Origin of the sequence: Salinimonas chungwhensis DSM 16280 (genome assembly GCF_000378185.1) — a bacterium.
Taxonomy (GTDB): Bacteria; Pseudomonadota; Gammaproteobacteria; order Enterobacterales; family Alteromonadaceae; genus Alteromonas; species Alteromonas chungwhensis.
Genome location: NZ_KB899392.1, coordinates 40,377 through 64,647, shown reverse-complemented (window position 1 = coordinate 64,647; position 24,271 = coordinate 40,377). Strand labels below are relative to the sequence as shown.

General features: G+C 45.6%; 19 protein-coding genes. 13 read left to right on the top strand and 6 right to left on the bottom strand.

The window, feature by feature from the left end:
- Positions 1-1,546 precede the first annotated feature (1,546 nt).
- From apt to F458_RS0117665, 3 genes are read left to right on the top strand one after another with little or no spacing between them, the layout of a single operon-like run.
- Positions 1,547-2,074 (top strand): adenine phosphoribosyltransferase, encoded by a 528-nt coding sequence (gene apt / locus F458_RS0117675; RefSeq protein ID WP_018984775.1) that lies wholly within the window; start codon positions 1,547-1,549, stop codon positions 2,072-2,074.
- 25 nt (positions 2,075-2,099) lie between these two features.
- A complete protein-coding gene (dnaX, locus tag F458_RS0117670) occupies positions 2,100-4,475 on the top strand; it encodes a DNA polymerase III subunit gamma/tau (RefSeq protein ID WP_018984774.1) in 2,376 nt (791 codons plus the stop codon).
- 33 nt (positions 4,476-4,508) lie between these two features.
- Positions 4,509-4,835, top strand: a complete 327-nt coding sequence (locus F458_RS0117665) for a YbaB/EbfC family nucleoid-associated protein (RefSeq protein WP_018984773.1) — start codon at positions 4,509-4,511, stop codon at positions 4,833-4,835.
- Between the two features lie 17 nt (positions 4,836-4,852).
- On the opposite strand, the gene F458_RS0117660 is transcribed toward F458_RS0117665, so the two are convergent.
- The gene (locus F458_RS0117660; protein WP_018984772.1) at positions 4,853-5,062 is read right to left on the bottom strand and encodes a hypothetical protein; all 210 of its coding nucleotides are present in this window, start codon (positions 5,060-5,062) and stop codon (positions 4,853-4,855) included.
- A 1,043-nt stretch (positions 5,063-6,105) separates the two neighbouring features.
- On the opposite strand from F458_RS0117660, the gene F458_RS0117655 reads away from it, so the two are divergent.
- The 9 genes from F458_RS0117655 to F458_RS0117615 all read left to right on the top strand — a co-directional run bounded on the left by F458_RS0117655 (position 6,106) and on the right by F458_RS0117615 (position 18,094).
- Positions 6,106-6,981, top strand: a complete 876-nt coding sequence (locus tag F458_RS0117655; protein WP_169334851.1) for a sulfotransferase — start codon at positions 6,106-6,108, stop codon at positions 6,979-6,981.
- Positions 6,978-7,922, top strand: a complete 945-nt coding sequence (locus tag F458_RS0117650) for a glycosyltransferase family protein (RefSeq protein WP_018984770.1) — start codon at positions 6,978-6,980, stop codon at positions 7,920-7,922. The genes F458_RS0117655 and F458_RS0117650 overlap by 4 nt, the downstream gene beginning before the upstream one ends.
- Before the next feature lie 273 nt (positions 7,923-8,195).
- Positions 8,196-9,386: a hypothetical protein gene (locus F458_RS0117645; protein ID WP_018984769.1), complete on the top strand. Its 1,191-nt coding sequence runs from the start codon at positions 8,196-8,198 to the stop codon at positions 9,384-9,386.
- A gap of 741 nt (positions 9,387-10,127) precedes the next feature.
- Positions 10,128-12,122 carry a serine hydrolase domain-containing protein gene (locus F458_RS19870; protein WP_018984768.1) on the top strand — a complete coding sequence of 665 codons (1,995 nt, stop codon included), beginning with the start codon at positions 10,128-10,130 and terminating at the stop codon, positions 12,120-12,122.
- Positions 12,123-12,877: 755 nt separating this feature from the next.
- Positions 12,878-13,477: a recombination mediator RecR gene (gene recR, locus F458_RS0117635; protein WP_026294778.1), complete on the top strand. Its 600-nt coding sequence runs from the start codon at positions 12,878-12,880 to the stop codon at positions 13,475-13,477.
- A 106-nt stretch (positions 13,478-13,583) separates the two neighbouring features.
- Positions 13,584-15,506, top strand: coding sequence for a molecular chaperone HtpG (htpG, locus tag F458_RS0117630; RefSeq protein WP_018984766.1), 1,923 nt, complete (start codon positions 13,584-13,586; stop codon positions 15,504-15,506).
- 229 nt (positions 15,507-15,735) lie between these two features.
- Positions 15,736-16,380: an adenylate kinase gene (adk, locus tag F458_RS0117625; RefSeq protein ID WP_018984765.1), complete on the top strand. Its 645-nt coding sequence runs from the start codon at positions 15,736-15,738 to the stop codon at positions 16,378-16,380.
- Positions 16,381-16,561: 181 nt separating this feature from the next.
- Positions 16,562-16,960 carry an MAPEG family protein gene (locus F458_RS0117620; RefSeq protein ID WP_018984764.1) on the top strand — a complete coding sequence of 133 codons (399 nt, stop codon included), beginning with the start codon at positions 16,562-16,564 and terminating at the stop codon, positions 16,958-16,960.
- Complete coding sequence (locus F458_RS0117615) at positions 16,961-18,094, top strand: alanine racemase (RefSeq protein ID WP_018984763.1); 1,134 nt, start codon at positions 16,961-16,963, stop codon at positions 18,092-18,094.
- A 46-nt stretch (positions 18,095-18,140) separates the two neighbouring features.
- On the opposite strand, the gene F458_RS0117610 is transcribed toward F458_RS0117615, so the two are convergent.
- Complete coding sequence (locus tag F458_RS0117610; RefSeq protein WP_018984762.1) at positions 18,141-20,735, bottom strand: TonB-dependent receptor; 2,595 nt, start codon at positions 20,733-20,735, stop codon at positions 18,141-18,143.
- A 292-nt stretch (positions 20,736-21,027) separates the two neighbouring features.
- Between F458_RS0117610 and F458_RS0117605 the strand changes: the two genes are divergently transcribed.
- Entirely contained in the window at positions 21,028-21,732 is a 705-nt protein-coding gene (locus F458_RS0117605; RefSeq protein ID WP_026294776.1) for a hypothetical protein, read from the top strand.
- 55 nt (positions 21,733-21,787) lie between these two features.
- On the opposite strand, the gene F458_RS0117600 is transcribed toward F458_RS0117605, so the two are convergent.
- The 4 genes from F458_RS0117600 to hisIE form a co-directional block, all read right to left on the bottom strand.
- Positions 21,788-22,204 carry an Hsp20 family protein gene (locus F458_RS0117600; protein ID WP_018984760.1) on the bottom strand — a complete coding sequence of 139 codons (417 nt, stop codon included), beginning with the start codon at positions 22,202-22,204 and terminating at the stop codon, positions 21,788-21,790.
- Between the two features lie 89 nt (positions 22,205-22,293).
- On the bottom strand, positions 22,294-22,752 hold the full coding sequence (locus F458_RS0117595; RefSeq protein ID WP_018984759.1) for an Hsp20 family protein: 459 nt from the start codon (positions 22,750-22,752) through the stop codon (positions 22,294-22,296).
- 146 nt (positions 22,753-22,898) lie between these two features.
- On the bottom strand, positions 22,899-23,546 hold the full coding sequence (gene lepB, locus F458_RS0117590; protein WP_018984758.1) for a signal peptidase I: 648 nt from the start codon (positions 23,544-23,546) through the stop codon (positions 22,899-22,901).
- 104 nt (positions 23,547-23,650) lie between these two features.
- Positions 23,651-24,268, bottom strand: a complete 618-nt coding sequence (gene hisIE / locus F458_RS0117585; RefSeq protein ID WP_018984757.1) for a bifunctional phosphoribosyl-AMP cyclohydrolase/phosphoribosyl-ATP diphosphatase HisIE — start codon at positions 24,266-24,268, stop codon at positions 23,651-23,653.
- Between the last annotated feature and the right edge of the window lie 3 nt (positions 24,269-24,271).

The following is a 24,271-nucleotide window of genomic DNA, read 5'->3' as shown; positions in this document are numbered from 1 at the left end:
CCCTTTTACTCAGAAGCGCACTGGCGTGCTCACCCCACGGGAAACCTAACCCATCGGGTAACCGCAAGCACGGTTATCTGCACAACAATCAGGTAACAACCCGTCCCTGGTGTAATGTCCAGTCGCGCCATCCGTGGCGCGCCGTAAATCACTGACGAGGATAGCCAATCCTCGTCCGAGCGTGATTTACCCCCATGTGAGAGTAGCACACTGTCCCTTGCCGGCTACGGAGCTCCTATTACACGAAGAAGCCCACTCATTTGAGCGGGCTTTTTTCGTATATGTGCCTCATCCTAAATAGCGTTGGTACAGGGCGACCCCATTTATCAGGTAACAGGGTTAATGCTTTAGGAAACATCCATGTTGGTTAATGCCAGGGCGTACGTCCTGTACGCCCGTTCGTTCCTTTTAAGGTGACGTTAAGTCACCTTAAATTTGCGTAGCAAACCGGAGCCTCACCCATCCCTGGTGGAGCCACCAGTCGCGCCCAGCAAGCTGGTCCAGCCCCTCGCAGAGCTCGGGGCGTTCACACGGCGCAAATGAAACGATTCATTTGCTTGTAACCGTGTTCACCCATGGCGCGCCGCTTCGGTTGCTGCGAATGTTTGTGGACATTCGGTCAACCTACGCCCAGTGTGGGTCCAACCCCATGTGCCAACGTGGTTGGCAGAGTAGCACACTGTCCCTTGCCGGCTATGGCGCTCCCATTACACCAAGAAGCCTACTCATTGAGTGGGCTTTTTTCGTATATGTGCCTCATCCTAAATAACGTTGGTACAGGGCGACCCCATTTATCAGGTAACAGGGTTAATGCTTTAGGAAACATCCATGTTGGTTAATGCCAGGGCGTACGTCCTGTACGCCCGTTCGTTCCTTTTAAGGTGACGTTAAGTCACCTTAAATTTGTGTAGCAAACCGGAGCCTCACCCGTCCCTGGTGTAGCCAGCAGTCGCGCCCAGCAAGCTGGTCCATCCCCTCGCAGCGCTCGGGGCGTTCACACGGCGCAAATGAAACGATTCATTTGTCTATTCCTGTATTTACCGGCTTCTCGCGCTCTTAATGTTATTTGCCACATCTTTGTGGCTTATTTGCCTACGCTTTTAAAGGTAGCCTGATACTCAGTTGAAGGATTGGAAGTGCAAGTTTAGCAATTTAAGCGTTTATCGTATGGTGTATCCTGCACGGTAAAAACGGCTTTTTTGTTCAATGGCCTAATCCTGTATTGGTTGCAAAAGCGGTAACTTTTAACGACAATTTTACTTGGACGATTTCAACCTCTGTTCTTTTGTAGATTCCCACAACGATCTCATCAACATATCGACAGAAAGGCTGTCAATTAGCGTCATATTGGATTACCATTTATCCCCATTTTTTGTGAACAAAAATGTGAGGTAATCCATATGTCTGATGATAAAAACTTCAAAGAACCCTACAGCGGTCGGTGGTTCCTTGCTTCTCTTGTTGTACTGATTGCTATCTCTTGCATGCACATCATTACAGGATGGTTCACTTTCTGGCTTTAACCAGCACATTATAAGGCGTTACTGTGACTGCTGAGTACATTAAATCAGTTGTAAAATCTGTGCCTGACTATCCTAAACCAGGCATCGTATTTAGAGATGTAACCAGTGTCTTAGAAGACCATAAGGCATTTAGTGCCTGTATAGCGTTACTCCTTGAACAATATAAAGACGTAAAATTCGATAAGGTAGCAGGTACTGAAGCCCGCGGCTTTCTCTTCGGCGCGCCGTTGGCGATAGAGATGGGTATCGGTTTCGTGCCGGTCCGCAAACCGAATAAATTACCGCGAGAAGTTGTTAGCGAGAGCTACGAACTAGAGTACGGCACTGACACCCTTGAAATCCATAAAGATGCCATTGTCCCAGGTGATAATGTTTTACTCATCGATGATTTACTGGCCACCGGTGGTACCATTGCTGCCTCTGCATCACTAATCCGACGTTTAGGCGGAACAGTTGACCATGCCGGGTTTATCATAGGTCTGCCTGAATTGGGAGGGTATGAGAAACTCTCCGAAATCGATATACAGACTTACTCCATTTGCGAATATTAAATAAACTAACGGAGACGCATATCACATGAGTTATCAGGTTTTGGCCCGCAAGTGGCGTCCTGGCCGGTTCAGTGAATTGGTAGGGCAAGAGCACGTGGTTAGTGCGATTGCCAATGCTCTTGATAATGATCGTCTCCATCACGCTTATCTGTTTACTGGTACTCGTGGGGTAGGTAAAACGACAATAGCCCGTATCTTTTCCAAAAGTCTGAATTGTGAAGAAGGGATGGGCTCGAACCCTTGCGGCGAATGCGATACGTGTCGTGAAATTGAACAGGGCAGATATGTAGATCTGCTCGAAATCGACGCTGCATCGCGCACTAAGGTAGAGGATACCCGTGAGCTTCTTGATAATGTGCAATATAAGCCTACCCGCGGCCGGTACAAAGTCTATCTCATAGACGAAGTACATATGCTTTCAAAGCATAGTTTCAACGCATTATTAAAAACCCTTGAAGAGCCGCCGCCTCATGTTAAGTTTTTACTGGCTACAACGGATCCTCAGAAGTTACCTGTGACTATTTTATCACGGTGCCTGCAGTTTAATTTAAAGGCGCTTTCCAGAGACCAGATTAGTCAGCAGCTGGGTTATATTCTGGAACAAGAGTCCGTACCTTATGAAGATGCGGCCTTGTCGTTACTTGCGCGGTCAGCGCAGGGGAGTATGCGGGACGCCCTCAGTCTAACGGATCAGGCGATTGCGCAAGGCAATAATCAAGTCCTGCAGAAAATAGTAATAGATATGCTTGGCTTGATGGACAAACATCAACTGCTAAAGCTTCTGCATAAGGTAGTGCAAAACGAACCACGCGATGCTTTGCAACTGGTTGAAGAAATGGCGCAGCAGTCTCCTGATTACGGCCAGATCCTGGCAGAGTTAAGCAGTTTATTTCATCAGATTGCATTGACTCAGTTTGTCCCTGATGCCTGCAAACTTGAAACAACATCAGCTAAAGCGATTTATCAACTAGCCAAGCAAATGAGTAGCGAGCAGGTTCAACTGTTTTACCAAATCGCGTTGGAAGGCAGAAAAGATTTACCTCATGCAGTAGATGGCAAAAGCGCTGTAGAAATGACATTGCTAAGAATGATGGCATTTGCTCCTGCGCCTAAAGAAGATGATCCGGAAATATTAATTCGCGCAATGTCGGGTACATCATCGGAGTCTGAAAATTTATCTGAGACGACGCCCGATACTGACGTTCTCACAGATAAAAGCGGCGCGGATTTTCAGTCGGTTGCTTCTACCAGCGCGTCTGAAAATGACAATAGAGAGCATTTATCGGCAGAAAGGCAGAACGTCAGTAGCTCTGAACCGGTTGAAGATTCAGCAAAAGCGCAGGAGCTGTATTGTAACGAGCCTTCAGGCGACTCTCGCGCTGATACACCGGATTTCGACGCTGAGATGGCGCAACAAATGGATGACATTGAAGCGCAGGCAAAGTATGAACACCAACAGGCAACGGGCTCATTCGATAGCGTGCCTGATTCTCACTCTACCGCAGAAAATCATGAAGACACGTTTCAACCGCACAGCTCGCCTGCTCACACTGAAAGTTTGGAATCGAGCCAGCCGTCTGACAATCTAAGTATGACTCAGGATATGCTGGCTCTTCGTCAACGAATCAAACGCCAGCGTCAGGAGGACGCCGAACAGTCAAAAAAGCCTGAACCCAGTAAGCCCTACGTGCCATCACAGCGGCCGGCTGTTACAAATCCTGTATCAGCGGGTAACGAAACACAAAACAGCCAGGGGGCGCACGAGGTTTCAGCAGATTTAAATGATACTCCTCCGTGGACGTCAGCGAGCACCGAGCCTCCATCTTTCAGTAGCGTGATCCCAGATCAGGCGGTTACCCCACATAACTCTCATGCGATAGAGCCCGGATCTGCCCTGGTTGATACAATAACTGCCCACAATGAAGCTCGCGCTCTGCCGACAGATACCGTTCTGGCGCCTGCGTCCGTCAGTCAGGAGGGGCCATTACAACCTTTTCTTGAAGACAATAGTAAACTTGTCGATGCCAATCAGATTGACACCTGGAGTCAGCTGATTTCTCAGATGAACGTAGCGGGCCTTGTAAAGCAAATTGCACTGCATTCTGCTTTTGAAAAAAAAGATGAGGTTGTGACGCTTGAATTAGATGAAAGTCAGGCGCATTTAGTAAATGACAATGCAGTAGCGCAAGTTCAACAGGCATTGAGCACAGCGTTAAAGCAATATGTACATTTGCAAATTAATATAGGGAAACCGGCTCAGACGCCATTTTCTCTACAACAACAGATTAACGATATGCGTCAACAGCATGCGCATAATCTGGTGAGCAGTGACCCGCTATTTACCACGCTGAAAACTGCATTTAGCGCTGGTGTCAAAGATGGCAGCGTCAGAGCTCGCTAAAACAGTCAGATTTTATGAAAGAAGGTGAATCACATGTTTAAAGGTGGAATGGGTAACATCATGAAGCAGGCGCAGGAAATGCAAGAGCGCATGCAGAAGATGCAGGAAGAGCTGGCAGAAGTTGAAGTAACCGGGCAGGCGGGCGCCGGAATGGTTAAAGTAACAATGACGTGTAATCATAATGTGCGCCGTGTGGAAGTAGACGATTCACTAATGGGCGACGATAAAGAGATGCTTGAAGATCTCACGGCCGCGGCCTTCAACGATGCGGTTCGACGCGTTCAGGAAACCAGCAAGGAAAAAATGGGTGATATTACTGGTGGAATGCCACTTCCTCCCGGAATGAAGATGCCGTTTTAAACTACGCCTAGTGCGTTTTACTCTTTGTATATTCGCAAATTGACGGGATCCGTAATCGATTTTTTGTATTCTAAAAGCTCTGGTATAAACCAGAGCTTTTTCTTTAGTAAAGTTTTATTTGAGCCATTTGTTTTCTTTTCAGGATAAAGCGCTAGAAAAAAATTTGATGGCTCTTCTGACTTCTTGCTAAGGTGGGCCATGGCCGCCGTGAAAGCTCCATCCATCATTGCTAACTTAAGCGCAGAACTAAAATTAGCTGGACGTTACCATTAGCAGAAAGTCTCGACTGATTTTTCCAAGTGATATTTTTTTATTTGTTGAACGACGATTGTAAATACCACATTACTTTTATTTTTTCGCTAAGAAAATACTATGAGTATCATGTAATGGTTGGTGGTGAATTTGCTCGGCTAACTAAGGATCGAACACGTTACCAGTCTTAAGCAATTGCATACAGCGTCTTCCACATCTTTTCATGATACAAAATGGGGAGATCTAAACTAATAGAAGATAGTTACGCATCCTAGCTATTACTCTACACTAGAGCACAAAAGTGTTCCCATAGATGATGACGAAAACTTCGCGATATACCCTAACTCACATTAGATAAAAACAAAATACCTGGTTGAAGATAAGAATATTTAGAAGCTTGTTCAGATGTTCGAAATTATGTATCGTTATAGCATACTACGTGGCTAATATGCAAAAATCCTCAGATAAAACTAACAGAATAGTTTATTTAAGAACAATTACTTAAGTGGTACATCAGGCAGCTCCAACTAAATTTCATAAATAATTGGAGACAACGAGTCTGGAGAACATTCAATACCAGGATGGCTTCCCCCTCACATTAACAGTCTTACTTGTGATCCGCTTTAAGTCTGTCCATTTCTCGCGGGAGACTATAGCTAAATCGCCTTCATAGATGGGGGAGGGGCTTATAGCCAGTAAGGTTAACGAAAGTAAAGAAGTTGTTGAAATGATTAGATGCTTTCTTTCAGGCGTTGTAACGTACAACATAGACTAATAATAGCACTCTTATCGTTTTGACAGGAGATATGGAATTGTATACAACGAGTAATTTTACGGAAACAAAGGAACTTGATCTAAATTGTTGTTTAGAAAATACGTCACCGCATTATAAAGTCGATAATTTATGAGTAAATTTAGACACTGGGCCACTAGAACGCACAGCATTCCATTATTCCAAAAAGAGAAATCAAGAACGCATATAGCGGTACCCATATGGAAGCTTGCGACTAAAGGAAGTTTGAAGTCTATCTATAGTCCGAGAGCGTTTAGTCGAATAAATAACTTTGTGCAATTTCTAAGCTTCCCCCGATCTGGACACTCACTCATCGGGTCGCTGTTGGATGCGCATCCAAATGCCATAGTTTCCCATGAACTAGATGCCATGGGTTTGATTCATAAGGGCGTGCCTCAGGCCCCGATTTATGGGCTGATTGAGAATAATTCTAAAACTTTCACTCAGCACGGTCGGTTCTGGAATGGTTTCTCATATAAAGTAGAAAACCAGCCCCACGGCTTTTCGGATAGCCTGACGGTAATCGGAGATAAAAAGGGAGACTGGGCAGTTCGCTGGTTTGATAAAAATCCAGAGTTGATTACACAGTTACGCAAGACAATAAAAAATAATATCCGGTGGGTTTTAGTAACCCGAAATCCGCTGGACAATATTGCTACACTATCTCTGCGCAAAAACCGAACATACGATGAAGTCCGTATTCAGCATAAATCTGGTGATACATTCGCAGCTGAACTAAAAAGCCGTCAGGAGTCCGGAAAGATTGCAGCCTCAGTTCGAGATGACATGATAGCGGACTACCGTCTTCTGTGTGATACCATCTCGAAAATGCAGCATGAATTGGCAGAGGAAGAAGTTTTGCATGTTGTTTATGAAGATTTTTGCAAAGATCCTAATAAAGGACTGAGCACTATCTGTAAGTTTCTGAATATCGAGCCTTCAACCGATTATTTGAAAAATTGCTCTTCAAAGATAACCACGAGTCTGCATAAAAGTCGACAACGGGTAAGTTGGTCACCAAGTCAAATTGCCGAAGTAAAGGATATCACTCAAAGCCATGATTTTCTCAACTGCTATCTAAATGATATGGACATCAAATGACTGAAATAAGATTGATCACATGTGTGGGTGTTGAACATGATCTAGCCCTTTTGCCTCACTTCTTAGCGTATTATACAAAGTTAGGGATTCCGGCAAAAAATATTCACGCTGTGCTTCAGGCATCTCTAGAAAATACCGAGGAAATGGTAAAGGCAGCTTCTTTGCTCAATGATTACGGTATTAAACCTCATGAAATGTGGATTGCGCCCTATACAAGCGATTCTATGTGGGAAAAAAGGCGAGAGATTCAGAAAACGGTAGCAAAAGCGGATGACTGGATTATCAGCGCAGACGTGGATGAGTTTCACGAATTCCCTGACGATTTAAAAAAGTTTTTAGCCTACTGCGACAAAAAAAATCTACATTGTATTCAAGGTGTTTTTATTGATCGTCTCGCACCTAGAGGTGAACTTACGGCCGTTAAGCAGGATAGCTCTATATGGAGTCAATATCCCATTCAGGCTGATGTGATGTGTACGATTAGAAAGTATGAAGAAGGCGGTTGGGAATCTGGTACTGTAAATGTAATGGCATGTAAAGGAAATGTACTGCCTTCTAAAGGCGGGCATGGTGCATTACCCCGCGAAACTCAAATTAACTATATTTTCGAAAAACAGCTGGGAGAGCTAAAAGGTATTGAGAAACCATTTTTCCGTTTTTCACTACCGCTGCGGGTTCACCATTTTAAGTGGACCGACAGGCTCGCAAATAGCTTGCAAAAAAGGCTGTCAACCCCTGGTGTAAGTACGAGAGGGAAAATGTACGGAGAGGCGTTACTTAATCATATAGACGGTCCAGGAAGAATCCAGATTGATGAAATGCCAATAAGAAAAGACAGGCTTCTTGATCGGGTTCCGTGGAAATATAAGCTACGCTTTTTTCCTCAGCATGTTCTTGCGGTTCGTATTTCAGATAAATTAAAACGCCTTGTATCAAAGTAACGATTTGTGTGAATTAGCTATTCTTTAATCATAACTGTCGTAAATCGCTACAGTTGTTAGAACCGTTTCGAGGAAGATTGTCAGGGTTAGATGGGCAATCTGTTAGATTGTAGCTTTCCAAATGGTCGGAAAGTCGACATTTTTACGGACAGTAGTTGAACGTAGAGCAGCCCTTAGCTTTGCAAATATCCTTTTAAAAATTAGAAGCTATTGCTAAACAATAGTTTTTTTGAACAGGCAAATTAACGTAGCGCCAAATAAATAGGCATATAAATGACGGACGAAAAAAATAACAGTTGGGAAAAAATACAATTAACGCAGGGAAGTGATTCGGGTAAATACCATTCACATGCCTACTACGATATCCCTGTGTTCGATTCAACGAGCCGGCTACTTGCGGGGCATAGTGTTTCTTTTAAAGAGCGAAGACCAACGCCAGAAGACAAGATTGATATCGGATATATCGATCTGCAGGGCGAAAAATCGTGGGTAAAGGTTGGCGAAAGTACAGCATGGAGTTGGCAACAAGGTGCCATGAGTCAATGGCTTCCACAAACAAAAACATTGATTTGGAATGACCGGGAAGACGGTCGGTTTGTTTCAAGGCATTATTCAGTGGATAGTGGTGAAACAAAAACATTTCCTCATCCGGTATACGCGGTTGACCCAGACGGTAAATTTTTTCTGTCTTTAAATATGGCCAGACTCGATTATGTGCGTCCCGGATATGGATATGTCGGCGGAAAAGGTCACCTGATCGATTCGTTGAAGCCTAAAGAAGACGGGGTTTGGATAATTGATGCGGAAACCGGGGAGGAAAAGCTACTGTTGTCACTGCACGACGCGGCAAAGTTTCTTCTCTCTAATCTATCTATACGGCAGCGTCTGGGTAATCTGGTGAGACGCTATGTCTTCTGGTTTAACCACGTCAAAATAAGTCCGGATGGAAAAAGGTTTACAGTAAAACTTCGATTCAGGTCCCGGGATCTTTCCAGAAGCTGGAACGATAGCATGGGATGCAGCTTAACTTGTGGGACCGACGGAAGTGATTTACGGCTGTTAGAGCATGCTACATCACACGTTATATGGCTGGATGAGAAACGGTTGTACTTCTGGCGGAGTGATAATGGACTATACCTATACGAAGATGCGCAGGGGGGGGGGAAAAAGATTAAGCAAATTGCGCCTAAGCTGATTGACCACAATGTTCATATACGTCACTTTCCCCACAATCCTGAGCAGTTTATCTTTGATACACCTTACAGAGAAACCATTGACCTGTTTACGTACAACGAGCCTGATAAAGAAAGCACGAAGATCGCTACGTTTCACAACCACAACCCAAAACATGGCGAGTACCGGTGCGATCTCCATCCATGCCCGAGTCCTGATGGTAAAAGTATGGTGGTGACCTCTATGGAAGATGGCGGACGGCAAATGTATTTACTTTGGAAAAAAGATTAAGGGAAATAGAGAAAAGCATTAGCATGCTTTAACTGAATTTCTGAAGAAAATGGCGGCACCGAATTTGCGCATATTTTTGAGCAGGGTTGGTTTCGTCTTTTCTACATTGTTGAATAGACAGAGCGAGTATCTTTGGTCGCTGCGTGGCAAATGTTTACTCATGCATCGGGCCTGTAAATAATTAGTTATTGAGCTAACGTTTAATCAATGCGCCCAGACAGCGGCGGGATAGAGTGGCCGTTCGTTACTTTCCAATACCGACTAGCAGTAACGTTAAGGCGCTAAAGTCACAGAAAGAAGGTCACAGAGCCACCGCTGCCAATGCTTGTCAGATATATTTTAAACCACGGTTATGGCGGTTTAACAACTTGGTGAAGTCACAATGAGCATCTGAATTTTCGCTTCTGACGAAGCGTTTCAAGTGTGTGATACCTGCGTAATGATGAGCATTTAAAGATAACAAAATATTATCTCTAAAAGCTATGAAAAGATGTTTTATCTTATTGATTATTTCGCGATAAAGTCCGTTTAGAAGGTGATATCAATCATGTAAGATTGCGACCGCTCGGCCGCCCCCTTTCTTCCTTTTTTTCGTTCCACATCGACAAATTGCTTACAAGTAGCAGGGGTATGGTTCAGTGCCTGATATTGATTTTCCAGAACCACCAACTATTTTTAACTGATGTGCACAGGATGTTTGCAGTCTGCGCGACCTTAAATTCTACTAACAGGATTTATCCTATGCAAACCCATTCTGGCTTATTCGTCGTTATTGTCACACTACTTATTTTTACCGCTCCACCTTCCGTTGCTAATCTACCCACTGACGAAACAGCCGCCAACAAAACCCGTGTTACCGCCTCCTATAACGAGCCCCAGGGGTGGGATAAATTTACCAGCGATGATGTTGTCAGGTTTGATGCTGAGGAAAAAGATGCGGTTATCGCCGTAATGCATATTACTGAGGCGAAAAATGCCGAAGATGCTGCTAAGAAAGCCTGGTTACAGCTCGATCCGACATTTTCACGCAATGTGCGTACAAATATACCAAGAGAGGTATCTGACGGGTGGGATGACAAGCGTCGAATTGAATATGTTACATCGGTTGCTGAACACATCGGGGTATACGCTTACACCCACGAGTTGGATGAGAGCTGGCACGTCATACTGGTTCGTGGGGACGCGGGAACGATTAACAAACGCGGAGCCGCCATCTGGGAGTTGGTGGACAGTTTCCGGGTGTCCGGATTTGTTCCTGAAGACTTATCCGACGTGACGGCGAAAAAACTCACCGAGGCGAAAATAAAAGAGCTTTTGGCATTTATCGAGTCATCTGCCGAAGCACTGAATGTACCTGGCGTTGGCGTGTCTCTGTCGCAAAATGGCAAGGTGGTTTATCAGGGGGGCATCGGCCTTGCTAACATCGATGAAAAACAACCCGTGACCGCCGATACGTTGTTTATGGTGGCATCAAATACCAAGGGCATGGCAACATTGTTATTAGCCAAGTTGGTAGAGATGGGTAAACTTAACTGGCAGGATAAAGTTGTTGAGCATTACCCCGACTTCAAACTCGGAGATGATGAGACGACCCAAAGTGTTCGTATTGAACATCTTGTTTGTGCCTGCACCGGGCTCCCTCGCCGGGATTTGGGCTGGGTTTTTAATAACGAACCTACTACACCTGTTGAGGTTTTGTTTGATGATCTTGCCTCAACTCAGCCAACTAGCGAGTTCGGAAAGATCTTTCAGTATAGTAATGAATTAGCCGCTGCGGCGGGCTATGTAGCCGGACATGTACTTTATCCTGATATGGATCTCGGTGAAGCATTCGATAAAGCGATGCGCGAACATATATTCAAGCCATTGAGCATGGATAATACCGTTTTATCGATTGAAGCCGCTTTGAAATCGGCGCATGCATCTCCTTATGCTGATGATCTGACAGGTAAGATTAGCCCGATAGAACAAACTCAAACGCGTGGATTCAATCACACCGTCCATGCTTACCGTCCAGCCGGCGGAGCCTGGTCATCACCTGCCGATATGATCAAATATGTTCAAAACGAACTTAGTGAAGGTATTGGACCAGATGGCAAACGGTTATTCGCCAAAGAGCCATTACTTGCACGCCGTGCTCCGTATGTATCTACCGGTGAAAACGAACACTATGGCATGGGCCTGGCGACGAAAACATTTGCCGGCATCACTATGGTTAATCATGGTGGTTCTCTCGCCGGTTACATGTCTAACTGGTATGCCTTTCCCAAAGCGAATGTCGGCTTAGTCGTACTCACCAATTCTGACGAGGGGTGGTATCTGCTGGAACCCACCGCGCGTAAGCTGATGGAATTATTGTATGATGCAGAATCTCGGGCAGCTAAACAAATAGAGGTTGCAGCAGAAACTCAAAGGTTGAATAAAAAGAATCAACAGGATGAGTTCATTTACCCGGGTAATCAAAGTGTATTGGACAATCTGGCCCGCCGTTATGTTAATGAATCGCTGGGCGAACTGCGTGTTTATCAAAAGCAGAATGACACCTACGTGGACCCGGGCGTATGGCGTACGCCCGTTGGCACTAAACAAAATGCTGATGGTACGACCTCTATTGTAGCTATTGGCCCGTTTCTTTTGGGGTTAGAGTTTCTGGTCGAACAGGTAGACAATAAAGAAGCGTTAACCATCAAATACGGCCAAAGCTCTTATACATTTTTAGAGGATGAGCAAAATTAAAAGGCAAGGCATGTTCAAAGTGAAAGAGCACTTATTTAAAATTTTTGTCTGGTGACGCGTTTGCTTTGTGCGTAAAGCCAGCCTGATGCTAATTATTTTATTTAAGAACAGATAATATATAATATGCAAACATCCTATCGAATGTGACGGGTGAAGTTGCAGGCAAATTTTGCGTAGTCAGTCAGAAATGTTGCTTCTGAAAACGCCCGTTGTGTTCATCAAAATAAAAGTATGAGAACCAGAATTACCTGAGTCTGGCAACGCTTTTTATTCTAAACAGGTCAGGCCTGTGGGACATAAGCCTTTATACCAATGATTCGATGGTCCCTTTCGTTTGTCATCACTGGTAGAGTAAATTAGTGTAGTGGCATAGTGAGCCGCAGGGCAGCCAAAATAAGGGTTAATGCAGTTTTCCCTTTTCAGACATTTTTATCAAAAAACCGGGTCTTACTCTACTCGCTCGTGCAGCCACCTTCACATTGTTAAAAGACGACGTAATAACTTATCAGGTACGCTAAATGGAGATATAGACATAAACAATGTAGGATAAGTTGTATATTGAGGTGGTAGCAAAACCACGCTCAGCATGGAATGCGCACAATGAGTATAGACATGGATAGGACCTGAATTAGTTATAATGAGTAACATATAGTAATGAAAATAATTATTAGTATGCTAAAGACGGCTAAACGCAGCGTGGTAGTCCCAGCCGTTATCCATGCCTCATTTGGCTTCAAAATGCCGTTTTAATGAATATGAAGTATAGTCCGCTTTTGAGTGAGCTTATTACAGCACTGACGTGTCTTCCGGGCGTCGGCAATAAGAGTGCCCAGCGAATGGCGTTTAGCCTGTTAGAAAGAAACCGTGATGGCGCGCTTAAACTCAGCACCGTGTTGCATAATGCAATGGAACATATTCGTCATTGTGAGCGTTGCCGTACGTTTACCGAGGAATCTGTATGCGCAATTTGTCGCCACCCGCAGCGTAATGAAAGCGGGTTGCTATGTATTGTGGAGAGTCCTCAGGATGTACTGGCTATCGAGCAGACCTCATCATATCAGGGAATGTATTTTGTGCTGATGGGGCACTTATCTCCTATAGATGGCGTGGGCCCTGCTGATATTGGTTTGAATGAACTTGAAAGCCGTCTTAAACAAGAACCCGTTGAAGAGGTTATTCTGGCTACCAATCCCACGGTAGAGGGGGAAGCGACGGCGCATTACATCAGTCAGTTGTGTGCTCAGTACAATATTTCGGCCAGTCGCATTGCGCATGGCGTACCCGTTGGCGGTGAGCTTGAATATATTGATGGTAATACCCTTACCCATGCTTTTTCGGGGAGACGTAAACTATAGTGCCCGCCCATAGCAAAATTTTTCTGACCTAACGCTTGAATTCGGCCTGACCAGACCCTACTTCCCTGTTTGATTATCGTTGTAGTTAACTAGGAGATTCTGGTTTATGGCTGAGACAGCCCAACAAGAAACACATGGCTTTCAGACAGAAGTAAAACAACTGCTTAGTCTGATGATCCACTCTTTGTATTCAAACAAAGAAATCTTCCTGCGCGAACTCGTATCAAATGCTGCTGATGCGGCTGATAAGCTGCGTTTCCGTGCCCTTGAGAATGACAGTTTATATGAAGACGACGGTGAATTACGCGTAAGAATCAGCGTAGATAAAGAAGCCGGCACTGTGACTGTTGCCGACAATGGTATAGGCATGAACCGTGAGGAAGTCATCGCTAATCTGGGTACCATTGCCAAGTCCGGAACAAAAGACTTCTTTAGCAAGTTATCTGGTGACTCAGCAAAAGACTCTCAGTTAATTGGTCAGTTTGGGGTTGGTTTCTACTCATCGTTTATTGTGGCAGATAAAGTGACTGTTCGCACACGTGCTGCCGGTGCCAAGGCTGAAGAAGCTGTTGAGTGGATATCTGATGGCGACGGTGAGTTCACGATCGCTAATATTTCTAAACCGTCCAGAGGTACAGAAATCATTCTGCACTTGCGCGACGATGAAAAAGAGTTTGCCGATGACTGGCGGTTGCGCTCTATCGTTAACAAGTACTCCGACCATATAAGCATTCCGGTAGAAATGTACAAAGAAGAGGTACCAGAGCGAGACGGCCCAGAGGGAGAAAAGATCCCTGCAGAACCTGCGCACTGGGAAGTGGTGAACAAAGCTACAGCGCTATGGACCCGCGAAAAATCTGACATTTCAGATGAGGAATATAAAGAGTTTTACAAGCATATCTCTCATGACTTTGCCGATCCGCTTAGCTGGGCGCACAATAAGGTAGAAGGACGCACAGAATATACCAGTTTGTTGTATATACCTTCTAAAGCGCCGTTTGATATGTGGAACCGTGATCAGAATCATGGTTTGAAATTATATGTTCAGCGTGTCTTCATTATGGATGACGCTGAGCAGTTTATGCCTACTTATCTGCGGTTCGTGAAAGGACTGGTAGATTCAAATGATCTGCCACTGAACGTATCTCGCGAGATTTTGCAGGATAACAAAATTACCCAGGCGCTTCGTCAGGGTTGCTCAAAACGCGTGCTTAGCATGTTGGAAAAAATGGCCAAAAATGACGCTGACAAGTATCAGTCATTTTGGAATGAGTTTGGTAATGTGCTTAAGGAAGGTCCGGCGGAAGACTTCTCTAATAAGGAAAAAATCGCGGGGTTGTTGCGCTTTAGTTCAACGCATTCCGATAGCGATGCGCAGACTGTATCCCTGGCTGACTACATTGAGCGCATGAAAGAGGGCCAGGATAAGATTTATTATGTCACGGCTGACAGTTATCAGGCTGCTAAAAACAGTCCTCACCTGGAAATATTCCGCAAAAAAGGCATTGAAGTTCTGTTAATGGGCGAGAGAATTGACGAATGGTTGATGTCTCATCTTACAGAATTTGATGAAAAGCCGTTCCAGTCTATTTCTAAAGGCGATTTGGACCTTGGCGATTTGGATGATGAAGAAACCAAAAAGGCTAAGGAAGATGCTGAAAAAGAAATTGAAGGTGTCCTTGAGCGGGTTAAAGCTGCGCTAGGTGAAAAAGTGGAAGACGTTAAGTTTACCCATCGCCTCACCGATTCACCTGCAGTGATTGTAGCCGATGAAAATGGTATGACCACGCAAATGATGAAGTTAATGCAGGCTGCAGGTCAACCGGTACCTGATGTTAAATATCATTTTGAACTTAACCCTGAGCACAACCTGGTCAAGATGCTTGCAGATACGCAGGATGAGACATTGTTTTCTCAGTGGTCAAATGTATTGTTTGACCAGGCAGCATTGTCGGAACAGGGCAGTCTTAAGGATCCCTCCAGCTTTGTTCGCAATCTGAATGATTTGCTTATGAAGATGGCCAAATAAACACCGGCCAAATGGTAAAAAGCGGGCTTTCAGGCCCGCTTTTTTTATAGGTACTCAAAAATTCACGTTATGTTCTCGGTTAAAAGCTTCGAATTTTTCGGACTGCGACGATTCGGTGTACATCCGATTTTAGTCTTATAGCCGATGCTAAAAGCGCTGCGGGTCTTGTCTTGCCTGAATTGAGTGTGTAAAGTGCCGAAAGTTTAATATAAAAGCGGAGAGCGCAAAAATGCGAATCATTCTTCTAGGCGCACCGGGTGCCGGTAAGGGAACACAGGCCCAGTTTTTGATGGGTAAATATGGCATACCACAAATTTCTACTGGCGATATGCTGCGTTCTGCCATAAAAGAAGGAACTGAGCTGGGAATGGCCGCTAAGCGTGTCATGGATGAAGGCAAACTGGTATCTGATGATATTATTATCGGCCTGGTCAAAGAACGTATAGCCAAAGATGATTGTAAAGACGGCTTTTTACTGGATGGTTTCCCGCGAACCATTCCGCAGGCAGATGCGATGAAAGAAGCTGACATTAAGATCGACCACGTCATTGAATTTGATGTACCTGATGATGTCATTGTTGAACGTATGAGCGGTCGGCGCGTCCATCCTGCGTCCGGTCGCGTTTATCATGTTAAGTATAATCCGCCTGAGCATGAAGGTCTTGATGATGAGACTGGTGAAGAGTTGATTATTCGTGATGATGATAAAGAAGAAACTGTACGTCATCGTTTGAGTGTGTATCACGAACAGACAAAACCTTTGGTCGGCTATTATGCTGCAGAAGCAGAAGCCGGTAATTGTGAGTATCATAAAATTGATGGTACTCAGCCGGTAGGGGATGTCAGTCAACAGCTTAATACATTGTTAGACTAAATTTTTTCAAACAGTGTTGCATATCCGAGGCCGTTCATAGCGTAGTGAGCGGCCTTTTTTGTTTGCTCTTAAATAACGTGCTCAGGGTTTATTGAGAGTTATTAGTGACGAGTTATCGACATTCTTTTGCCATCCGTTGTCTGTCCTGACAGAATAGAGCGTAAACAAAGGGAGTTTCCTCATGGGCATGCCAGTTACCGCATTTTATGCCAGTCTTCTTGGACTGTGCTATTTATACCTATCTGCTTCGGTTATACACATACGTCGTCAGGAACAAATAAGTCTTGGCACCGGTGATAGTACCGTCTTACAGAGACTTAACCGAGCTCATGGGAATTTTAATGAATACGTTCCAATTACGTTAATACTACTTGGCTGTCTGGAAAGCTTCAGTGCCATCCAATGGATACTTCATGTTGGGGCCAACGCGCTATTGTTTGGTCGTATTCTGCATGCGTATGGACTGCAAAAACACAACGGCGCTAGCTGGCAGCGTCAGATTGGAATGGTACTTACATTTTTAGCAATGTTATTTCTGTGTTGCGCCAATTTATACATGATTCATTACACGGTGGTCTAGTTGAGTAAATTTTCCAATCTGTTAACACCTGCTTGTTTGATTGATTTACCCCGTTTGATTGCTAATGCGGATAGAATGGCGGCGGTGGCCGATGTTGCTGGCGTTGCATTACGTCCCCATGTGAAAACCCTTAAAAGTCTTGAAGCTGCCCAAATTTATGCCCCCTTGCCGATGCCAATAACTGTATCAACACTGGCCGAGGGCAGGGCCTTTGCTGAGGCAGGCTATTCAGATATTCTCTATGCAGTGGGGTTAACACCCAATAAGTTACCCGCGGTCAATGCGCTGCTTGAAAACAATATTTCGCTGACCGTGCTCATTGATAGTTCTGCCGCCGCCGAGGCTTTGGCTGACAGCGCTGATAATTTATCAGGCACGTTAAATGTTGCCGTGGAAGTGGACACTGACGGTCATCGCGCTGGAATAGGTGCAGAGTCCCCAGTTCTACTCCAGATCGCGGCCAAATTGGCTGGCAGTAGTAAGCTCAACCTGGTGGGGGTTATGGCGCACGCGGGCGGATCGTACGGCGCGTTTGATTCAGAAGCCCGGCAGCATTCTGCTCAACAGGAGTGTGATAAAGCGTTACTGGCCTCTGCCAGGCTGGAAGAGGCTGGATTCCCGGTTACAATGATATCGGTTGGCTCCACGCCCACCGCACTTTCTGGTATTACTCATGAAGGAATTACTGAGTTGCGGGCAGGCGTTTACGCAACCTTTGACTGCGTGATGGCTGGGCTTGGAGTATGTCAATATCAGGATATTGCTATAAGTGTTTTAACCAGCGTTATCGGTCGTCAGGATGAAAAAGGCTGGGTGCTGGTAGACGCAGGCTGGATGGCTCTTTCCAGGGATACAGGCACCGCGTCGCATCCTACAGATTGTGGTTATGGTTTGGTGTGTGATGTCCACGGCAACCTACTGGATGGTTGGTATGTGCAACAAACTAATCAGGAACATGGCGTTATCGTCCATCGCGATGGACATACGCCGACGGAGCAGAATTTCAGCTATGGCACTATGCTTCGCATTCTACCGGTACACGCCTGTGCCACGGCCGGGCAATTTGAGAAGTATCATGTGACTCGCGACAATGTTCACACGCAAGAAACCTGGAACCGCATCAACGGATGGTAGAGCGTAAAAGCAAAAAGCCCGCTATCACGGGCTTTTTTTGTTACGGCTAAAAGCGCAGCGTTACTTTACTATAAATAAACCGGCCCCGAGGGTTGTGAACACTACCGACATAACCGTACAGATCGCTATCGCCATCACCAATGGCAAAAGGTGGATCTTCGTCAAATACGTTGTTAACGCCAACCACCAGGCGCAATGTATCAGACACATTGTAGCCACCCTGCAGATCTACCAGTAGCTGAGAATCTACGGTACGTGAGGTGTTCTCCTCAAAATCCAGTATCCCATCAAAATTAATATCCGGCGTGTCCTCGAACTCCCCGGTATAGCTGATATAAACATTTGCATCAAAGCTATTGAGCGCCCAGTTGGTACTAAATAGCCAACGATTTTCCGGGTAACGATACTCGCCAGTATAATCGAGTGAATCACGCTCAAATTCATTCAGGTAAGACCAGTCCAGTCTGAATGATAGCTCCCCATATTGCTCAAAGGGGAGTTTGTAGTCTGCACTAAAATCTACCCCCGATGCTTCCTGAGAGGAAACATTCTGGTAAGTGTTGAAAATTCTTTGAATAACTCCCAGCGACTGCCCTTCCTGAGGAGGCAACCGCACACAGATTTCACTGTCCTGATTGTTGCATTCTGCATCATAAACCAGGCCAAATTGTTGTTCATCGATTTTGTTATCCTGGGTAATACTCCACACATCTACACTCAAACCCAGCTCCTGAAATGGTGCCCAAATGACCCCTACGTTCCAGGACTCTGACTCTTCTGCGTCAAGGTTAGGGTTTCCGGAAAAACGGATATTATAGTCCAGCGATTCACAGTCCAGGCCGGTGGCCTCGCAGCGGTACTGATCTACAAAAAATACACTCTTTTCGGATGGGCCAAGACCTACCTGAGCCAGCGAGGGTGCTCTGAAACCCTGCGCCCATGACCCCCGCACCGTTACCTCGTCAGTAGGGGCCCAGCGCAGGGCGATTTTAGGATTGGTGGTGCTACCAAAATCACTGAAATGGTCGTAACGCCCGGCTACCTGAAGCTCAAGTTCTTCAAGCAATGGAATTGAAAGTTCCAGATAGGCTGCATATTGATCCCGTTGCGCCTCTGCCTGAACTGACTCTGTGCCGAATATCAAGCCTCGCTGGAACTGAATATCAGGAATGTCAGAAACTTCTTCCTCACGGTATTCCACGCCTGCAGCCATCATTACCACATCATCGTTAAATGCAAATGCTTCACCGGTAATATGCGCATCGAAGCTGGTTAAACGAGACTCCCCCCGACGGACCAGGCTGGTGGTTATTTCATCAATAACCTCCGGCGGATTAACCACGCCGCCAAAGGGATTATAATTACCGGCGTTTATCTGTTCCTGTAACCAGTCAACCCGAACCCAACCCTGGCTTTTGTCGCCGCTTTGTTCGGACTTGCTGCGCCCTTTCTGTACCGAGGCTTCCCAGCTGTAATCACTGATTTCTCCGCGTAATCCGGCCACAAACCGCAGAGTATCGGTGCTGATATCCCAGCGTCTGGCGCCCGCATCGACAGGACGATAACGCCCGATCTCGACATCCTGACCAAATGGGTTATCTGGGTGACTACCCGGTGCAGTTAATCCCGCGTCTTCATCTAAGGGGGTCGCCGCGCCGCCCGCTTCAGAAGTATTATGCTGAACTGCAACTTCCATGAAAGCGGTCAGCCCGGTATCGAGCTTGTAGTCAAACTGACCAATAAGCCCGACCCTTTCAGCAGCCGGAATGGTAAGACCAAATGGACCATAATCGAACAAACAACTTCCAGAGGCTGTGGCCTGGTCTGCAGGACATTCCGGGTCAATAGTTTTAACACCATCGACATAGAAATAACCGGGATAGCCCCTGGAAGAACGGAAGTCCATACCACCGTAGGGCGACTGGTTCGCAGTGCCGAAACGACCCAGTTCATCCGCGCCAAGCTGGCTATTACGAAAATAATCTAAAATGACAGTACTGCTGGCTTTCGCTGATTGATTTCCCCATACCATGTTGGCAGTGGTCTCATCATAGCTCGGACCTGTGGTGCCGCCGTATCCGACATTGACTTCTAGTCCATCAAAATCCTTTTTGAGAATAACGTTAACCACCCCGGCGACCGCATCGGAACCGTAAATTGCGGAGGCGCCATCTTTAAGTATATCAATACGCTCAATAGCTGATACGGGAATAGAGTTTATATCCACAAACGAATTGGTGATACTTTCGGCAAACGCACTGATAGCAACCCGGCGGCCATTTATCAGCACCAGTGTCGCATCAGGGCCCATGCCACGCAAAGAGACAGCCGCCGCGCCGTTTGCCGTAGAGTCCTGACTGTTATTGCGGGTTGAAAATGTACCAGCGCCGGTAGCAGGCATACGTTCAAGAAGTTGCTGCAGATTTTCAAAACCCATCCCTTCAATCATTTCAGCATTAATAGACTGAATGGGAGAGGGGCCTTCAATATCGGTACGTTTGATTCTTGAGCCTGTAACAGAAATACGCTCAAGATCTGACGCCGTTTCATCGGCTTGTTGCGCATAGACAGAGTAAGTGGATGAAATACCTGCGATGGCTAAAGTCACTGCTAGCGCACAGGGTTGGATACGGTGCTTCATGAATTTTTCCTTATTCAAGCTTTTATAACAGCACAAATTGCTGCTAAATCCATCAATATCACTGACTTGCAAACATTAGCAATAAGACATATTTTGTATTTAGTAACAAAACGTTAAGATAAATGTAAAGATAGCGGTGTATACACACTGTGTTCTGACCAACTGCGACAAACCTGTCACCGTCAAAGTGACGCCATTTATGATGATCAATGTCTGGTAAGTGAATGTCTGGTAAGTGTAGGTCCGCTCCACTACCATTGAGGCAAGTATCCGCTATCGTCAATGAGGCAAGATGAATTTACGAATAATAAGCCGTCTGATTTGTATGTTAGGAGGCACGCTGCTGACCGGTCAATCACTGGCAATGGGCGCCGGTGATTATTACTATGTGATCTCCGAGCGTTGTCAGTCGGTGGGATTGACGCAAGAACAGCGTGACGAACAGACGCCTGATGTTTTGCTATTTGAAGTCGATCCGGCCAATATCAGTGACTATTCCATCAGCGTAAATAATGATGCGCTCCACGACTACACTGCACAGGGTATCGCCTACCTTAATAATCTGCAGGCAAATCAAATTTATACCGTGGGCAGTTATTCAACAGACACGCGTATCGCTGAGCACCGTTTTTTGTTACAAAAAGAAATCATTTCTTACCAAATGCTGGCAGGGCTGCTGAGCCGTTTTTCGCAGTCGCAAACGGATAAGGGACATTATTTCAGGCAGTTGTTATCTATAGAAAACAAAGGCGCGCAATTTCTTGCAGTGACGGAAGTGAAATTAGTTGACGAGCGTATTCCAAATCGGGTTTTTCTGTCGGAGTATGCATCGGCTTACTTTCTTATTAATGCTGATGGAAAGCCAGAAAATGCTGCGGTAGTCACTGTTTCGCACCTGGATTCGTTGACCAGCGCATTGCATCCGGAGACCAGCCAGTGGAAAAATACGCTGCGAAACGGCGTATGTGCGGAGAAACCAGAATATGCCCATTGGTGATACAAAAAAGCGGGCTGATGATCAGCCCGCTAAGATTGCTCAGGGAGACAGGCGGTTAGTCGATGGTGATTTTCTGGGGTTTTTCAGACTCGGGAACGATTCGCTCCAGGTCAATATGCAATATCCCGTCTTTTAAATCTGCACCCACGACATTAACATGGTCACCGAGTTCAAATTTGCGCGCAAAGCTGCGTTCTGAAATACCTTTATGCATAAACTTACGCTCGCTCTGGTTGTCCGCCAGCGTACCTTCTACAGTCAGGGTGTTTTCTTTGACCTCAATAGACAATGCATCTCGGTTGAAGCCCGCCACAGCCATCGATATGCGATATTTTTGCTCATCCAGCACTTCAACATTGTACGGGGGGAAGCTGTTTTGCTTAGCAGTGCGACCAGCTTTGTCCAGCTGAGAAGCCAAATGATCTGAACCAATAAAAGAACGATAAAGTGGTGAAAAGTCGATAGTACGCATAATCATATCCTCTAAATTAAGCAATATGTAAATTTTGTCCCGCTATGCGGCAACATTAATGAGGGCGGGTAAACACCCGCCCGAGAGTTTTATTTCTGGTCTTCTTGATTTTCTAGCAAGCGACTGCCAATTTCTATCTTGCGAGGTTTTTTCGCCTCAGGAATAACGCGCTCCAGGTTAATATGTAACAACCCGTCGGCCATAGCCGCGCCGGTTACTTTAACATGATCACCGAGCTGAAATTTGCGTTCAAAGTTGCGTTCTGAAATTCCTTTATGGAGGAACTTACGCTCCTTTTCCTGTTCCTGAAGTTCAGGCTTTTTACCTTGAACAGATAGGGTGTTATCCTGCGCTTCAATAGTAATATCGTCCTGACTGAAGCCGGCAACAGCCATTGAAATCTGGTATTTGTCATCACCTAATAATTCGATATTATAAGGCGGATAGGTGCTTTGGCTGTCTGCACGGTTGGCTGCATCAATTAATGATGCCAGACGGTCAGAACCAATAAAAGAACGGTATAGGGGAGATAGATCGATAGTACGCATAGTCATATCCTCGTTATTAAGCAATATGTAGTTGTAAAGTTTGCCCCGACGTCGCGGCGGCAATCTTGTTGACCTGACCATTCAGCGTCAACAATTCTAATATAGGAACGGCCCAATACTTTTCAAGTAAAAAACAAAAAAAATTTTTAAATTAGCGGTACGAGGTAGCGATCTGGCTTTGGCAGATAAAATTTATCCGGGTTAAACGAAGCTACTACACTGATTGCTTTGCCCTTTAACTCTGAGACGGGCACAAACCCATGGACCCGCGAATCAGCACTGTGATTGCGGTTGTCGCCCAGGACCAGTAACATACCATCGGGTACCGTCACTTCTGTGAAACTACTAAATCGGTTGGCGCGGCCGTCAAACTGCAGGCGGTGCGATAGTCCGGGTAATATCTCGGTGGCCCTGCCATCATTATGACTGCGGTAGCTGATCCTTTGACCATTTATAGTAAGCGTATTATTGTGCATTGCTATACGGTCACCGGGTAACCCAATGACCCGTTTTATAAGCAGTTGTCCCGCGCTGGCACTATCAAATACCACAATATCGCCACGCTCAGGGTAAATCTGCTCTCCAATATGGATATCGGTAAAAGGGATATCAAGTCTGTATGCTGCTTTATTAACAAAGATGCGGTCGCCAATTTCGATGGTGGGCAACATAGAGCCAGAGGGGATGTGATACCAGTCTGCTAAGCTGCTTCTCACACAAAACAGCAAAATCACAAAAGTAATGATGCCTTTGTTGCGAGACCAGAATTGTCTGAATTTGCCATGGATACGCATTGCTACAAGTCCTTGTGTTGTTGTTATATCCACTAGTCCGGGCAAGTCGTAATTTATTACAATTAAATTGAAAAAGGCCTCAAAGAGGCCTTAAAAAGCTATATTTATTTTTGCCGGTCACGCAACACGTTAATGGCATCAGACATTGACATGTCACTGGCTTGCAGTAATACCGTTAAATGATAGAGCAGGTCTGCGGCCTCGTTCTTAAGCTCTTCCTTGTCGCGCACAGTGGCGGCCAGGGCGGTTTCAACGCCTTCTTCACCGACCTTCTGGGCAATCCGTTTAATGCCTTTATTATATAGTCGGGCAGTATAACTTGACGCGGGATCTGCAGTTTTACGTTCAGCCAGAAGCCGTTCTAAATCGGCCAGAAAGGTGTAGTCACTGGCGCGGCTGGTAAACCAGCAGCTTTCCTCACCTGTATGACATGTCGGCCCGTTGGGGTTGACCATAACTAGCAGCGAATCATGATCACAGTCGCAACCGATCTCAACCAGATCCAATGTATTGCCAGAGGTCTCGCCTTTTTGCCAGAGCCGCTGCTTTGATCGGCTGAAGAATGTTACTTTGCCTGATTCAAGGGTAGTGGTTAATGCTTTCAGGTTCATGTAACCCTGCATCAACACTTTGCCGGTAACAGCATCCTGCACAATTGCCGGCAATAAGCCTTCCATTTTGTCCCAGGCCAGTTCGGTCATATTAGAAATATCAATGATCATCCG

What these genes read in the sequence shown, in the direction of transcription:
- F458_RS0117600 (WP_018984760.1), bottom strand. Translation starts at nt 22,204, where the DNA reads ATGCGTACTATCGACTTTTCACCACTTTATCGTTCTTTTATTGGTTCA.
- F458_RS0117645 (WP_018984769.1), top strand. Translation starts at nt 8,196, where the DNA reads ATGACGGACGAAAAAAATAACAGTTGGGAAAAAATACAATTAACGCAG.
- F458_RS19870 (WP_018984768.1), top strand. Translation starts at nt 10,128, where the DNA reads ATGCAAACCCATTCTGGCTTATTCGTCGTTATTGTCACACTACTTATT.
- F458_RS0117620 (WP_018984764.1), top strand. Translation starts at nt 16,562, where the DNA reads ATGGGCATGCCAGTTACCGCATTTTATGCCAGTCTTCTTGGACTGTGC.
- F458_RS0117660 (WP_018984772.1), bottom strand. Translation starts at nt 5,062, where the DNA reads ATGATGGATGGAGCTTTCACGGCGGCCATGGCCCACCTTAGCAAGAAG.
- dnaX (WP_018984774.1), top strand. Translation starts at nt 2,100, where the DNA reads ATGAGTTATCAGGTTTTGGCCCGCAAGTGGCGTCCTGGCCGGTTCAGT.
- hisIE (WP_018984757.1), bottom strand. Translation starts at nt 24,268, where the DNA reads ATGATCATTGATATTTCTAATATGACCGAACTGGCCTGGGACAAAATG.
- F458_RS0117650 (WP_018984770.1), top strand. Translation starts at nt 6,978, where the DNA reads ATGACTGAAATAAGATTGATCACATGTGTGGGTGTTGAACATGATCTA.
- F458_RS0117595 (WP_018984759.1), bottom strand. Translation starts at nt 22,752, where the DNA reads ATGCGTACTATCGATCTATCTCCCCTATACCGTTCTTTTATTGGTTCT.
- htpG (WP_018984766.1), top strand. Translation starts at nt 13,584, where the DNA reads ATGGCTGAGACAGCCCAACAAGAAACACATGGCTTTCAGACAGAAGTA.
- F458_RS0117610 (WP_018984762.1), bottom strand. Translation starts at nt 20,735, where the DNA reads ATGAAGCACCGTATCCAACCCTGTGCGCTAGCAGTGACTTTAGCCATC.
- adk (WP_018984765.1), top strand. Translation starts at nt 15,736, where the DNA reads ATGCGAATCATTCTTCTAGGCGCACCGGGTGCCGGTAAGGGAACACAG.
- F458_RS0117605 (WP_026294776.1), top strand. Translation starts at nt 21,028, where the DNA reads ATGAATTTACGAATAATAAGCCGTCTGATTTGTATGTTAGGAGGCACG.
- F458_RS0117665 (WP_018984773.1), top strand. Translation starts at nt 4,509, where the DNA reads ATGTTTAAAGGTGGAATGGGTAACATCATGAAGCAGGCGCAGGAAATG.
- recR (WP_026294778.1), top strand. Translation starts at nt 12,878, where the DNA reads ATGAAGTATAGTCCGCTTTTGAGTGAGCTTATTACAGCACTGACGTGT.
- lepB (WP_018984758.1), bottom strand. Translation starts at nt 23,546, where the DNA reads ATGCGTATCCATGGCAAATTCAGACAATTCTGGTCTCGCAACAAAGGC.